This is a genomic window from Morganella morganii (assembly GCF_019242955.1).
GTDB classification, from domain to species: domain Bacteria; phylum Pseudomonadota; class Gammaproteobacteria; order Enterobacterales; family Enterobacteriaceae; genus Morganella; species Morganella sibonii.
The window spans coordinates 2,027,224-2,042,217 of record NZ_CP066129.1; the positions used below are offsets into that span (position 1 = coordinate 2,027,224).

Below are 14,994 nucleotides of genomic sequence, written 5' to 3' on the forward strand. Positions count from 1 at the left end.
ACTGTCAGACAGTGCGGTGAAAGTTATCAGGCGTTTTGCGGTTCCGGCTGAGCGGAATCAGACGCGGATTTCATCAGCTTTTCCAGTTCATCTTTAACAGACTGAACCTGCGGGCCGATAACAACCTGCAAATTATGCTCATTAAGATGGACAACGCCGATTGCCCGCAATGCTTTGAGCTGCGCGTCATCCACTTTGCTCATATCCTGAACGGACATCCGCAGACGGGTGATACAGTTATCCAGTGAAATAATATTCTCTTTCCCGCCCAGCGCGGCCAGAATCGCAGGCACATCGTAGCCGGATTTCCCTGCTGAACTGCCGGTTGCCGGTGCACTTTCTTTGGTATCCGTATCGCGGCCCGGTGTTTTGATGTTAAAGCGGGTAATGGCGAAACGAAAAATCGCATAATAAGAAGCAAACCAGATAAAGGCCACAACCGGCACCATATACCATTTGGTCTGGATGCCGTGGAGGATACCGAAGACCACAAAGTCAATCAGGTTACCGTCGGTATTACCAATGGTGACGCCGGTAACAGCCATCACGGTAAAGCCCAGACCGGTCAGAATCGCGTGGATCAGATACAGGAACGGAGCAACAAACAGGAACAGGAATTCCAGCGGTTCTGTTGTGCCGCCGATAACACAGGCGACCACACCGGAAATCAGCAATCCCTTAATTTTATGACGATTTTCAGGATGAGCACAGTGATACATGGCTAATGCAGCGCCCGGCAGACCACCGAGGAAGGCCGGCATTTTACCCTGAGACAGGAACTGAGTGGCGCTGGCCGCAAAGCCCTGTGTATCCGGACAGGAAAGCTGCGCCTGGAAGATCGTCAGCGCGCCGTTAACGGTATTACCGCACACTTCCATGGTGCCGCCCGCTTCAGTAAAGCGGATCAGAGCCACCAGAATATGGTGAAGACCAAAAGGCAGTAACAACCGTTCACCGGAGCCGAAAATCATCGGCCCGAAAGCGCCGGCACTCTGAATCAGTTTACCTAATCCGTTAATACCCATCGCAAACCACGGCCAGATCAGCGGAACCAGCAGGCCGCACAGACCAAGCACCAGGGTGGTGATAATCGGCACAAAACGTGTCCCGCCAAAGAACGCCAGTGCATCCGGCAGGCGGATGGTATTAAAACGTTCATGCAGCATATAAACAATAATACCGACGATAACCGCACCGAGAATACCGCTGTCGATAGACTGAATACCCAGCACATCACGGATGTTGTGAGCCTTCAGAATCGCCGGGTCCGTGGTCGGTAAAATATCGGCGGCAGTGAGATAGAAGTTAGTCGCGAGGTTAAACACCGCAAAACCGACAAACCCGGCGAAAGCGGCCACACCTTTGTTTTCACGTGCCAGCCCCAGCGGAATGGCGATGGCAAACATCACCGGCAGGAAACTGAAGGCAAATGAGCCGATTTTGCTCATCCAGGTGAATAGTAACTGGAATACGGTGTGATCGAGAAACGGCAGCAGTGTCAGTACATCGCGGCTGCTGAGTGAACTGCCGATGCCGAGGATGATCCCGCAGAACGAGAGCAGCGCGACAGGCAGCATAAAGGTTTTGCCCAGTCCCTGGAAAAACTCCCAGAGCGTGACTTTTTGTTTTGGTTGGCTACTCATACGGTATCCTGTAAATGTCAGTGTGGTGTTGTGAAGGTAAAATAAGATAAAACGTTTTACCAAATTATAATAGTTGCCCGATCACAAAAAATAAACATGACACAGCAACCATATTTCAGAAATAGATAAAACGTTTTATCGGATTTTGTGTAAAATTCGGTGCAGTATCCTGAGCGTAAGGAAGTATCCGGCGTTATGAATCTCAGAAAAGTCACGATAGTTGATGTGGCGCAGCAGGCAGGTGTCTCCGTCACCACGGTGTCACTGGTACTCAGCGGAAAAGGGCGGATCTCGCGGAAAACCGCGGATAAAGTCAATGCGGCAATTGAAGAGCTGGGGTATGTCCGCAACCAGCAGGCCGCCACATTGCGGGATAACATCTCCAATGTGATTGGTTTGATTGTTAAAGATATTACGGAGCCGTTTTATGCGGAGGTCGCCGCCGGGGTCAGCGAATATGCGGAAACGCAGGGCAAACAGGTCTTTCTGACCCAGAGCGGTAATTCCGCTGCCGGATTTGCCCGTTCGCTGGACAGTCTGATCCGCTACGGCGTGGATGGTGTTGTTGCCGGCGGCGGTAAATTTCTCACCAATGAGGTGGTTGAGCGGGTAAATCATTATCAGATCCCGATGGTATGTGCCGCCCGGGCCAGTGAATTCTCCGGTATCGATGTTGTCCGCCCGGATAACGCCTCTGCCGCCAGGATGGCGACCGAGTATCTGATCAAAAACGGTCACCGGCAGATTGCCTATTTCGGCGGTGAAAGCGATTCACTCACCCGCGCCGAACGGGTCGGCGGCTACTGCTCAACACTCGTGCAGTACGGGTTGCCGTTCCGCCCGGAATGGATTGTGGAAACAGACAACAAACAGCAGAATATTATCCGCAGTGTTTCCGGATTTATGTATCAGTACCCCAAAGTCAGTGCGATAGTCTGTCACAACACCGGTACGGCGCTCGGGGCATATTTTGCCGCACTGAGTACCGGTAACACCGTCAGGCAGGGGGATAACGAAAGTTATTTTACGCAGGAAATCGCCCTCGTGGGATTTGATGATATCGGCAGTGAAGCCCTGTATGACATCCCCGTTGCCTTTATCACCCAGCCGTCGCGGGATGTCGGACGCAGTGCCGCAACCCGTCTTCTGCGGCGGGTCGGCGGGGATAATTCACCACCTGCCAGCGTGACATTGTCACCCGGATTTACTCAGCTTAACGGATAATGACCATGCACAAGACGCTTTCCGGACTGCTGTTCCTGACGCTGCCGGCGTTTTCTGCACCGGCGGACGATTTACAGTTGCTGCCGGTTCAGGATCGCAGTCAATTATTTGCAGATGCGGGTGAGCGTACCGGCATTGCCCGTAAAACCCGCGAAGTGCTTGCCCGGCCTGCGGTCCCCTGTGAAATTGTCGTGACCATTATCCGCGGTGAAGGTGAAGAAACCCGCTCAAAACCGGCTGAAGCCGGGGATTGGGTGGTGCAGAATATCTGCGAAGCCACCGGTAATGAAGAAATTCTGGTGAAAAAAACGGCATTTACCCGTCGCTACGGCAGTGCGCTGACACTGCCTGACAACGAAAACCGGCAGCGCTTCCGGCCTCAGGGAGAGCCGATGGATTATCTGGTCATCACACAGGAAGAACCGTTTGTGATTATTGCGCCCTGGGGCGAAAAACAGCGGGTGATGAAAGGTGATGTGCTGCTCCGCTCCCGCCATGATCCGCAGGACAGTTACCGTATCCAGAAAGCCGCATTCAGCTGCACCTATCAGGTGATCACTCCCGCCGGGAACTAACATATAACCCCGGTAAAACGTAGTGCGTTTTATGCGCTGCGGCAGGTAAAATGTAAAAACGCGATCAGCAATACAAATCCGGCACTGCTGCTCGCGTAACCCGTTGTTCCTGTTATGATGCGACAACCACTTTCCTGCCGGATCTCTGCTGATGTTCGCAATTCTGATGACATTATGGCCGTTGTTTGCGCTGATTCTGCTCGGCTGTATTCTGAAGCGGAGGCCGGTTTTTGATGCCGGATTCTGGAACGGCGCGGAAAAGCTGAATTACTATATTTTATTTCCGGCGCTGCTGATCAACAGCCTCGCGGTTGCGCCGCTGGATAACCCGCAACTTCCGAAACTGGCTGCCGCACTGGTCATTATGCTCGGTCTGGCCACTGCCGCCTTTGCTGTCGTCAGGCGTTTTCGCGGAATACCAACGGCAGAATTCGGTGTGCTGCTTCAGGGCGCGATCCGATTTAATACCTATCTCGGGTTATCCATCGTTAACGATTTCTATGGTCCGTCAGGAATGGCTGTGGCGGCGGTGATCCTCGCGGTGCTGGTTCCGCTGTGTAATATCATTTCAGTGGTCGCGTTATCTGAACTTAAGCAGTTATCACTGCGCCGGCTGCTGTTACCGGTTCTGACAAACCCGCTGATTATTTCCTGTATTATCGGGATGCTGCTGAATGTCAGCGGCATTGGTCTGCCGTATAACACAGGGCAGCTTGCCAGACTGCTGGCCGGTGCCAGTCTGCCGCTGGGACTGTTGTGCGTCGGGGCGGCATTGCAGGTTGCCACTATCCGCTATTCCGCACTGAAAATCAGCCTGAACAGCGTAGTCCGCCTGTGTATTATGCCGTTACTGGCAATTGCTGTGGCCGCAGTGACCGGATTAACCCAACTTGAATATCAGCTGTTTGTGATCTTTTTTGCCATTCCGACGGCACCGACCGCCTATATTTTATCGCGCCAGCTCGGCGGTGACAGTCAGCTGATGGCGGGAATTATCACGTTTCAGACCATGGTTGCCGTACTGACGCTTCCGGTGGTTCTGACTATGATCACCTGAATAACCTGAGAAACATTATGCCTTCTGTTATCAAACATTTTACCGCCTCCGGCCTGGTGAGTGACAGCCGCGGACGTTTTTTACTCCATTTTCACCCGAAACTGGGTATCTGGCTGCCGCCCGGCGGGCATATTGAAGAAAATGAAGAACCGCAGGACGCCGTATTGCGTGAAATTCGTGAAGAAACCGGGCTGGAATGCCGGATTATCAGCCGGGATACTCAGGCGCAGCAATTTATCACACCACTGCCGGAAACCGGTGTGCTGCCACTGCCGATGGCGATTCTGAAAGAATTTATCCCGGATAAAAAAACCGGGGAGCACTGGCATATTGATATGGTGTACTGGTGCCGCCCGCTGGATGAAGCTGCAACGCCGTATCCTGAATTTCAGTGGATGACACCGGACGAAATCCTGAAAACGGACAATGTCCCTCAGGATATCTGCGGACTGATTGCTATGGTGCAGGCACGCCGCTGATCACGGTATTTTATACGGAGACCTTTTTTTTGCGGATTCAGGGCAAATGCCCTGGAGACACCCGGAACCTCCGGTTACTGTGGCTTATCCCGTTATAAAAGACGTATGCAGGAGTTGCCATGGTCACCAGTATTTATAAAGATCTCTCATCAGCACCGCAGGGCGAGCAAAAAATTGCCTGGGTTCGCGCTCATATGCCGCTGTTACGCGCACTGGAACAGCGTTTTACCAAAGAACAGCCGTTTGCCGGAAAACGTATCGCGCTCTCTATCCACCTGGAAGCGAAAACCGCCTATCTGGCACGCGTTCTCGCCGCAGGCGGCGCTGAGGTATCTGTCACCGGCAGCAACCCGATGTCGACCAAAGATGATATTGTCGCGGCACTGGTTGTCAGCGGAATCCATACATTTGCCATCCACGGCGCGGATGCGGAAGCGTACCGCAACTTTGTAAAGCAGACACTGGCCTGCGAACCGCACATTGTTATTGATGACGGTGGTGATCTGGTGCATGAACTGCACAGCCTGTATCCGGAATATGCAAAACACACGATCGGTGCCTGTGAAGAGACCACCACCGGTGTTCTGCGTGCGGTTGCCCGCGAAAAAAACGGCGCACTGAATTTCCCGGTTTTATCGATTAACGGCGCACAGTCCAAACACCTGTTTGATAACCGCTACGGTACCGGACAATCCACGTTTGACGGCATTATGCGCACCACCAACCTGGTTATTGCCGGGAAAACCGTGGTCGTCGCCGGCTACGGCTGGTGCGGTAAAGGCTGCGCCATGCGGGCGAAAGGGCTGGGCGCGGAAGTGATTGTCACAGAAGTGGATCCGATAAAAGCCCTCGAAGCAAAAATGGACGGTTTCGCGGTAATGACCATGTCTGCGGCAGCGCCGCTGGGTGATATCTTTATCACTGCAACCGGCTGCTGTGACGTGCTGACATCAGAGCATTTCAGCCTGATGAAAGAGGGTGCCATCATCAGCAATACCGGACACTTTGAGGACGAAATCAAGCTGACCGATCTTCAGCAGTTAAGTGACAATGTCACAATTGCCCGCGAGAATATCGAAGGTTATACCCTGAAAAATGGCCGCACACTCTATCTGTTAGGCCGTGGTGCGCTGGTCAATATCGCCTGTGCGGACGGGCATCCGGCAGAGATTATGGATATGAGTTTTGCCCTCCAGGCACTCAGCGCCGAGTATCTGCTCAGCCATGACCTGGAAGCAAAAGTGTACGACGTCAGTGATGAAATTGACCGCGAGGTCGCCGCATTGAAATTACAGGACATGGGCGTTTCACTCGATAATCTGACCACAAAACAGCAGCAATATCTGAACGGTTACGAACTGAAGTAATCCGGCTTACGGGCTGCCGGTCAGCCGCAGCCCGTAAAACCAGTGCTAAACTATCTGTTCAAACCCGTTGTTAACCATGCTAACGTTTATCCACTGATTATTCCGTTCTGACAAATACCCGTACATGCAAAATACTACCCCGTTTCGTGAATTATGGCTGAAATTCAGCGAAGAAGAGCTTCTGCCCGAGGCAGACGGCCTGTTCCGTGATGCCCCGGAGGTTGTCAGAAACAGTGTAACCACATTGCATATTTATAACGGACAAAACCTGATTTGCCAGGGTGATCCGGCTCAGGCGGTTTATATCATTCTGGACGGCGAGTTTATTGTTAATAAGCAGGCGGAAAATGGTAAACAGGTCGGGCTGACATTCTGTTACCGTGGCGAATTTCTCGGGGAAATGGAAGCGATTTGTCAGCAGGCATACCGTTATGACGTGATAGCGTTATCAGACTGCCGTGTACTGCGGATGCCGGCAACCGTATTTCTGACCTGGCTGTCGCAGGATCACCGGTTATCCCTGCTGCTTAACCGCCAGCTGGCAAAACGCTGTCTTATCAATGGTGAGCAACGGCTGATGAATGCTGTTGATTCCATTGAAAACAATCTGCTCTATATGCTGACACAAATCAGCGGTCATCAGATCCATCTTCCCCGCGACATGCTGGCCAGCATTCTCGGCACTTCCCGGCGTCATACGGATAAAGTTTTGCTGCGTCTGAAAACACAGGGGAAAATTACCCTCAGTGAAGGTGTGATCGGGCTGGTAAATCCGGATTGATCTGCGGTTCGTGCCATTGTGCGCCGGTAAGTATCAGCATAGTATTACTGCACACTATCGGAGGAGCATATGTACCGTTTTCAGAATGATTATAATGAAGTTGCACATCCGGCTGTTTTAAAAGCCATTACTGACACAGCAGGCCACCGCCATAATGGTTACGGCACAGATGATTTATGTGGTGCTGCCGCCACGCTGATTAAGCAGCGGATTGGTCAGCCACAGGCAGATATCCATTTCTTTAACGGCGGGACTATTACCAACCTGACGGCCATTTCTCACTTTCTGCGTCCGCATCAGGCAGTGATTTCAGTCAGTACCGGTCATATTGCCACGCATGAAACCGGTGCAATCGAAGCTACCGGCCATAAAGTCATCACTGTATTTTCTCCGGACGGAAAACTGACACCCGATCATCTTAAACCGGTCATTGCCGAACATAATGATGAACACTGGGTTCAGCCGAAGCTGGTTTATATCACCAATTCCACCGAAATCGGTACGGTATACCGCAAAGCAGAGATACAGGCATTACGTCGTTTCTGTGATGAACATGGCTTATGGCTCTATCTCGATGGTGCACGTCTGGCATCAGGACTGATGTCCGCACAAAGTGACCTGACGATTGAAGATATCGCGGCACTGACAGACGCGTTCTATATCGGCGGTACTAAAATCGGCGCGATTGCGGCAGAAGCTCTGGTGATCAGTAATCCGGCGCTGAAAGCGGATTTCCGTTTCAGTATAAAACAAAAGGGCGGTTTGCAGGCAAAAGGCTGGCTGCTGGGCGCACAGTTTCAGGCGCTGTTTACGGATGACCTCTATTTCGCACTGGGCAAACATCTTAACAGTATGGCAGGCCAACTGGCCGGATTCTTTACGGAGCAGGGCTTTACGTTCCTCGCCCCGCCGGAATCCAACCAGGTCTTTGTTATTCTGCCGTCAGTACTGGCAGAAAAGCTGAAAAAACAGTTTGTTTTCCATGAAACGTTACTGCAGGAGCAGGGAAAATCCTGTCTGCGTCTGTGTACCTCGTGGGCAACCACACAGCATGATATTGATGATTTTAAACAGACATTCTTGTCATTGATCTGAATGGCGGGATAATTTCGGTACTGATAAAACCACGCGGTGAAAACACAGCGTGGTTTTTTTATATCTCATATAATGGATATTATTTATTCCATAATTATTTTCTCTTTTTTCCGTGATATTGATTCAGGAAAATAACACTAATTAAAAAAAGTGTTTTTTAATCTCTATTTTTATTCTAGGGTTTAAAGGCAATCTGAGTGCACAGTACATTTTTATATAACCCGTTATTTATAAGGAATGAATATAATGAAAAAATTAGATGAAAAGTAAATTATTGAAAATAAAATCACCATTATCAGGATGGTCATTCAGTAAATAAAAATGCAATTAACTAATTGATAAACCATGCCTGTCAGTCCGGGTGTGGTTTATCCATCTGACGGACGCTATTATATGATCAATCTGACTTTCCCTGACTATTCTCATCAGGATGCCTATCAATATTTTTCTGATGAAATATATAAGTCACTTAATTATTTGTTATCATATTATAATTTACCTGAGGTAAATAAAGATGTCCCGTTATCGTGGCAAAACTGTGCTATTCATTATATTGCCGGTAAATATGCCACGGATGATGAACATGCGAATGCTGTCAATTATCTTAACCAGTTGCTGAGAACGAAAACACCATTGCCGCTGGTTATTTCGCCACTGACATCTGCCGGTAATTCACCGGCAAAACAGATGATACTGAAAATTATCCGTGATGATAAACAGCTTGGCTTCGGGTACTGCGATGACCAGGTATTGGCAACAGCGGAAACAGAGAAAATAACACAGGCATTGTCCGTTATTCATCGCTGTGCGCCGGAAACCGCAAATGAAATTAACCGGTTTATTCACCAGATATACCTGACACAGGAAAGTACGGACAACACCCGCTTTATGCGCTCCGGTACTAATTTTTATATGTGGGGGATGATGTTTGCTTATGTCCACCCGTCACATTCCGTCGCTTATTATATTGATATCCTGGCTCATGAGTGCGGCCATACTGCACTGAATATCCTCAATGCGGATGATCCTCTGGTGCTTAACCGGGTTGATGAGGTATTTGCGGCGCCACTGCGTGATGATGACCGTCCGATGATCGGTATTTTTCATGCACTGTTCGTTTTATCCCGGATCTGCTATGTATTTTCTGAAATTATCCGCAACAGCGACGATACCCCGGAACCGGAATATTATGACAGACTGAGCAGTAATCTTGAGAAACTCCGGGATACCGCGGACATTGTCAGACAACATGCCATACTGACTGAAACCGGAAAACAGATTTTTACTGCCATCTGTCAGCGCTGGAATCTCCGCTGATGCTTATTTACCGGGCGATTTTTGAACGGAAAAGCAGGGCGATTAATATCTGCTTTTTCTTTAATGCGCTGGGTTCCGGGCTGCTGATGCCGCTGGCGCTACTCTATTTCGCGGGGAAAACGCTCAGTGAAAAAGAGATTCTGTATCTCGGCACGATAAAATTCTGGTCATTCTCATTAACGTATTTTTTTATTATTCCGCTGATCAGCCGGTTTGACAGCAAAAAAACCATTATCTTTTCACTGTTGTTTAAACTGCTTTCGCTGTCATTTCTTTTTACCGGACAAACATTTTACATCTGTGGTTTGGTGATGCTGGCAAATGGCATCGCCACCTCCGTATTTTCTGTGGCGGCAAAGTACTATATTAAAGCCACCTCTCAAAATATCAGTGAGAGTTTTTCGGTGCGAATGACACTGAATAATACCGGTGCTGCCATTGCCCCGGTTCTGATTACGCTGTTTGTCTTTTTCTCACTGCCTTTTGCTTATGCATTACTCATCCTGACAGGAGTTTTTACGTGCGGCATTGTATTTTCTGCCGGGTTGCGCTCTTGTCCCGGTAAACCGGAAAGCCATTTTTATTTTTTTCATTTTACTGATCTCACCGGCAGAGATACCGTTCTGATTTCTGTGACCAGCATTATTTTTGCTATGTTGTATTACAGTTTTGAGGTGATTGTGCCACTGGAATTGATCCAATCGGGGAACGAGCATCTGATTGGGCCTGTTTTGCTGTTTAACACACTGGTTATTATCGCCGGACAGCTTCCGGTATACCGTTACTTCACTGAAAACTGGGGCATTATTACCTCACTGATGGCGGCAACCGGGCTCTGTATTATTCTGTTTATTCCGTGGTTTTCCGGTATCGCGGAACTTTCCGGTCTGTTATTGATCGTGACCGGCGTAACACTGCTGGAAATGTTTTACGGGGCGGGTATCGATACCCTGATTACATCGGCGGATTCCCCCCGGAGAATCGCTGTCCTCGACGGGATTTCCGGTATTTCACTGGCGATCGGTGCAGCAATCACAGCGGCAGTTTACAGTGATTCAGTGCTGTTTTTACCGCTGGTTATTACTCTGTATCTGCTTGTTGCCGGTATACTTGGATCACAAAAAAGAAAAGGTTACCTGTAAGTTCTTAGCGGAATACCTATTTCATTAATTGTCGAAGGAAAACGTCCTGTGTTCTGATAAAACTTAAGCTGAACAGCAAATGGCAGGTGGTTTCTGGCGGGCTTGGTTTTTAGCAGTCGGGTTTCGTCAAACCTCAGACTCCAGTGTTCAGCCAGTTCATCAATATCCCAGATCCGTTTCATTTTTCAACTTAGCTCCTTTGGTGATTAAGATTTCCAAAGTACATTATGATTTGAGAAGTGTTTTATATTCAGTTATTCTCTTTTTATGCGCCGAAACTGACAAGTTCTTTCCGTCTATAACAGTTTGATTATTATCAAACCTGTTAAGGATAGTTTCATTTTTTTTTGTTGATAACAGTACCAACTCCCTGAGAGTTAGTATTTAAATATTCATTAAGGCGTCTTTTACCCTGAGTATGTTTGTAAAAGGTTACCGGGAGATACAGGTCCAGTTTATCGTGGGGTAAAGGCATTTCACTATCACTTAATGTACCCTTGATATTATCTTCATGTATTTTTAACAGGCTTCCCCTCTCTGTGTAAAGTTTTTTTTGCCAGTGCCAGACTGAAAATACCACATTCAGATGAGCTGCGCTGAATATCCATTTCCACCATGGAGAAATGGCAATCAGGTAATTGATAACGCTCGATGGCCATTTTTGTCCTAAATGCCAGCATCGCTGGCCCCATACTGTTAAAGTTTGCTGGTTCAAACAATATCAGAGATGTTTTTCCATTTATATTTTTGTAATCAATTACACTAAAATGTATTCCATCCTCCCCCATATTAATTATGAATCGGGAAGATTCAACTCCATGCTCTATTGTGTTTTTTATTTCTATAGAAAGGTCCTGTGGCGACTTAACAAAATTAAGATTCATTTCAGGGAATTTATTGTTTGCCTGCATTACCAATGCGGGCATGATTTTTATATCCATATTTGAATAATCTTTATGGGACCAGGAACCATCCGCCATATCAGTTTCCAACTGTACTATGATATTTTGAAGTTCTTCATTACTGATGAAATAGCTGGTCTCATTTTTTGATAAACCACCGAGAGAATTTATTTGTGATAATGGTCCAATCATTTATACATCCTTATTCAGAGAATTAACAGCGATATGAATTTTATATTCCGGATAAACGGTACCTTGCAATAAGACGTCCAATCGTTGATGGGTAAAAGTTGGCAGTTATCGCAGCTACCCGGCCACTACCCCACTCTGTCAGCTCTCAGGATAACGCAGGCAAAATGCATAACTTTCAATAAATACACCGTTCTGCTGTTAATTTTCAGAAAATAGTCCGTTCGTTGCGATTACCGGAAAAACCGTTTTGAACCGGCAACACAGGCAATTACCCCGCAGGTTGAGGCAATCATCACTGAACTGACCGTTTCATCCAGTAACCACGCGGAAAGTACCAGACCAAAAAACGGTTGTAACAGCTGTAACTGACTGACACCGGTAATACCGCCTTCTGCCAGACCCCGGTACCAGAAGAAAAAACCAATCAGCATACTGAACAGGGAAACATAAATCAGTCCGCCCCAGGCTTGCGGCGGTATTCCGCTGAATGACACCGGCAGAAAAACAATACTCAGGATCAGCATCAGCGGCAGAGAAAGTACCAGTGCCCAGCAGATCACCTGCCAGCTGCCGAGTGGCCGGGAAAGGCGGGCGCCTTCCGCATAACCCAATCCGCACAACAATACGGCCGCAATCATATACAGATCCCCGGTCAGTGTGCTTTCACCGCCCTGAAATAAGGCAAATCCCATGACAAACAAACTGCCAAGGACAGAAAAAAACCAGAACGCCGGGCGCGGGCGTTCATTGCTGCGCAGTACACCAAACAGTGCTGTCGCCAGCGGTAGTAATCCCAGATACACAATAGAGTGAGCCGAACTGACATGCTGAAGAGCAAGAGCCGTCAGTAACGGAAAGCCGATAACAACACCCGCGGCCACAACGATCAGCGACAGCAGGTATTTCGCGGCAGGTAAACGCTGGCGTAGTACAGCTAAAATGATCACAGCGGCGATACCGGCAATCGCCGCACGTGACGTTGTCAGGAAATCCGGTGTAAAACCGCTTATACCCGCTTTGGTGGCGGGCAGGGAGCCGCTGAAAATCAGCACACCGATAAATCCGTTGATCCAGCCGCGTGCTGAACGGGAAACGGTTGTCATTGCATTATCCATCTTGTACTCCGTCAATTACATCTTGTTATCGCAGAGCGTAATGCGGATAATCATGACAATCAAAAAATTGTCATGGATACATTCGGTATGGCAACGCCGCGTTATAAACAATATGTCGATACCCTTTCTGCCCGTATCCGCAGCGGCGAACTGGCAGCCGGAACACAACTGCCGACGCACCGTGCTTTTGCTGCTCAGGAAGGGATATCATTAGTGACAGCGTCACGTGTATATCAGGAGCTGATCAATCAGGGATTGGTCAGCGGCGAAACCGGGCGCGGAACATTTGTCAGAGATATCAGTTTATTACCGGTTACCGGTATCGAATGTGATGTCACACCGGTAATGTATGACCTTAACTTTATCTATCCGGAAATCACAGGACAAACCGCATTACTGCGCCGCACCTTGCGCCAGCTATCCATGAGCGGTGACCTCGAAAGTCTGTTGCATTATCTTCCGCATGCCGGGCGGCGGCAGGAGAGAAACGTTGTTGCCGATCATCTGAAATTACGCGGTTTTTCTGCCGTTGACCCGGATACGGTTGTTATGGTCAGCGGTGCCCAGCACGGTCTGGCCTCTGTTGTACTGGGTATGTTCAGTCCGGGTGATGTGATTGCAACAGATGCACTGACTTATCCGGGCTTTAAAGCACTGGCACAAACCTGTCATATCGAATTGGTTCCGGTACCAGTCACCCCTGAAGGTCCCGATCTGGCTGCACTGGCACAATTGTGCCGCCGGCGGAAAATCCGCGGCTATTTCACCATGCCAACACTGCATAACCCGCTTGGCTGGGTAATGGATCTGACATCACGTAAAAAGCTGATAAACCTTGCCCGGGAAAACCGGTTCTTTCTGATCGAAGACGGCTCTTATGCTTTTCTGCAAAAACCGGCACCGGCGCCGCTGGCAGAACTGGCTCCGGATATCACGTTTTATGCCACCGGATTTTCCAAAAATATCGCTACCGGTCTGCGGGTCGGGCTGGTTATTGCGCCTCCGGCTCATGTCGCTGCTCTGGAAAAAATCATCCGCATTACCACCTGGAACACACCGGCACTGATGACCGGTATTGTCCGTGAGTGGCTGGAGCAGGGTGAGGTTGAAAAACTGGAGCAGAAAAAGCGTCGCGATGCCAAAGCCCGGCAAAAAATTGTCAGCCGGATTTTTGCGGATTTACCGCATCTTGCACATCCGGCCGGTTATTTTTTGTGGCTCCCGTTACCGGAAAATGTGCGCTGTGATGCGGTTATCAGCCGCCTGAGAGCAGCTGATATTGCTGTCAGTCCGGCTGAATCCTATGCCGTAACCCGCGATGTCCCGCAGGCCATCCGTGTTGCCGTCAGCACACTGCCGTATGATGATCTGGAATATGCTCTGATAACAATCAGAGACACTATTACCTATCTGATGGATTTATAATGTATCGGGTTACAGCCCGGTCAACCGGGAAAATTATATCCGGCAGATTGTCAGACCGGATATTTATAATAAATGGAATGCTATTTCATAACAGATAATCTGTTAAATCAGCACGTTGTTTAATTAAACAATACTATTCTGTATATTGTTTTCTCCTCAGAGAAAACGATTTACTTTGTGATTTCACAGGAATATACTTTGGGTGATTATTTCTTGCGGAGAACACGTCATTGGACAGTCATAGATTATTTATCAAAATATATTGATCCTGCCGGTACATCTGTTTTCCTCTGACTGCCGGCAGTAATACTGCGGCAGTACCTCTCTCTGTAAATGGTACTTCCTGATTTAATTTAGCTTATCTTTTAGTAAGATAAGCCCGAAAGGACGGATTTATCATGAATCTCTATATGCTGGCGTTATTCCCTCCTGACTGATTGTTATTTCGGTTAACTCAATTTAAATTGCCGTGCTTGTGCACACTATTTTGCTATTCCGTTTATTCAGAAAGGAAGGGCACGGCTTTTTATTAAAAATTTACAGTATGCATTCATTTCTGAATATGCGTACAGGCTATTTTTTGCTGATAAGGAATATATGGACACACCACCCGGGCCCGGAATACATCATTCTCCGGACTGTCAGTTGTCATGATAGTTTATTTAAATTAACTGTTAAGT

The 14,994-nt window shown here is 48.4% G+C and carries 12 protein-coding genes and 1 pseudogene; 10 read left to right on the forward strand and 3 right to left on the reverse strand.

Annotated elements, in window-relative coordinates; all coding sequences use genetic code 11:
- Positions 1–26: 26 nt before the first annotated feature.
- Positions 27–1,643 carry a maltose/glucose-specific PTS transporter subunit IIBC gene (gene malX / locus JC793_RS09350; RefSeq protein ID WP_182107061.1) on the reverse strand — a complete coding sequence of 539 codons (1,617 nt, stop codon included), beginning with the start codon at positions 1,641–1,643 and terminating at the stop codon, positions 27–29.
- Positions 1,644–1,838: 195 nt separating this feature from the next.
- Here malX and malI point away from each other — a divergent pair, with 195 nt between their 5' ends.
- The 9 genes from malI (at position 1,839) to JC793_RS09395 (ending at position 10,680) form a co-directional block, all read left to right on the forward strand.
- Positions 1,839–2,867: a Mal regulon transcriptional regulator MalI gene (malI, locus tag JC793_RS09355; RefSeq protein WP_218428274.1), complete on the forward strand. Its 1,029-nt coding sequence runs from the start codon at positions 1,839–1,841 to the stop codon at positions 2,865–2,867.
- Positions 2,868–2,872: 5 nt separating this feature from the next.
- The gene (locus tag JC793_RS09360) at positions 2,873–3,442 is read left to right on the forward strand and encodes a hypothetical protein (RefSeq protein WP_218428276.1); all 570 of its coding nucleotides are present in this window, start codon (positions 2,873–2,875) and stop codon (positions 3,440–3,442) included.
- Positions 3,443–3,593: 151 nt separating this feature from the next.
- A complete protein-coding gene (locus JC793_RS09365; RefSeq protein ID WP_166707758.1) occupies positions 3,594–4,499 on the forward strand; it encodes an AEC family transporter in 906 nt (301 codons plus the stop codon).
- 17 nt (positions 4,500–4,516) lie between these two features.
- Positions 4,517–4,978, forward strand: a complete 462-nt coding sequence (locus tag JC793_RS09370) for an NUDIX hydrolase (RefSeq protein WP_166707759.1) — start codon at positions 4,517–4,519, stop codon at positions 4,976–4,978.
- 119 nt (positions 4,979–5,097) lie between these two features.
- The gene (locus tag JC793_RS09375; protein ID WP_166707760.1) at positions 5,098–6,345 is read left to right on the forward strand and encodes an adenosylhomocysteinase; all 1,248 of its coding nucleotides are present in this window, start codon (positions 5,098–5,100) and stop codon (positions 6,343–6,345) included.
- A gap of 124 nt (positions 6,346–6,469) precedes the next feature.
- Positions 6,470–7,126, forward strand: coding sequence for a Crp/Fnr family transcriptional regulator (locus JC793_RS09380; protein ID WP_046892142.1), 657 nt, complete (start codon positions 6,470–6,472; stop codon positions 7,124–7,126).
- Positions 7,127–7,195: 69 nt separating this feature from the next.
- Positions 7,196–8,221, forward strand: coding sequence for a threonine aldolase family protein (locus JC793_RS09385; RefSeq protein WP_218428278.1), 1,026 nt, complete (start codon positions 7,196–7,198; stop codon positions 8,219–8,221).
- A gap of 393 nt (positions 8,222–8,614) precedes the next feature.
- The gene (locus tag JC793_RS09390; protein WP_218428280.1) at positions 8,615–9,538 is read left to right on the forward strand and encodes an aKG-HExxH-type peptide beta-hydroxylase; all 924 of its coding nucleotides are present in this window, start codon (positions 8,615–8,617) and stop codon (positions 9,536–9,538) included.
- Positions 9,538–10,680 carry an MFS transporter gene (locus JC793_RS09395; RefSeq protein ID WP_218428281.1) on the forward strand — a complete coding sequence of 381 codons (1,143 nt, stop codon included), beginning with the start codon at positions 9,538–9,540 and terminating at the stop codon, positions 10,678–10,680. The genes JC793_RS09390 and JC793_RS09395 overlap by 1 nt, the downstream gene beginning before the upstream one ends.
- A 225-nt stretch (positions 10,681–10,905) precedes the next feature.
- Here the strand turns inward: JC793_RS09395 and JC793_RS09400 are convergent.
- Together JC793_RS09400 and JC793_RS09405 are read right to left on the reverse strand one after the other, a co-directional pair.
- Positions 10,906–11,774, reverse strand: a pseudogene (locus JC793_RS09400) (YopJ/AvrA family T3SS effector serine/threonine acetyltransferase).
- A 230-nt stretch (positions 11,775–12,004) separates the two neighbouring features.
- Positions 12,005–12,889: a DMT family transporter gene (locus tag JC793_RS09405; RefSeq protein WP_218428283.1), complete on the reverse strand. Its 885-nt coding sequence runs from the start codon at positions 12,887–12,889 to the stop codon at positions 12,005–12,007.
- A gap of 87 nt (positions 12,890–12,976) precedes the next feature.
- Here JC793_RS09405 and JC793_RS09410 point away from each other — a divergent pair, with 87 nt between their 5' ends.
- Complete coding sequence (locus JC793_RS09410; protein ID WP_218428387.1) at positions 12,977–14,314, forward strand: aminotransferase-like domain-containing protein; 1,338 nt, start codon at positions 12,977–12,979, stop codon at positions 14,312–14,314.
- Positions 14,315–14,994: the final 680 nt, after the last annotated feature.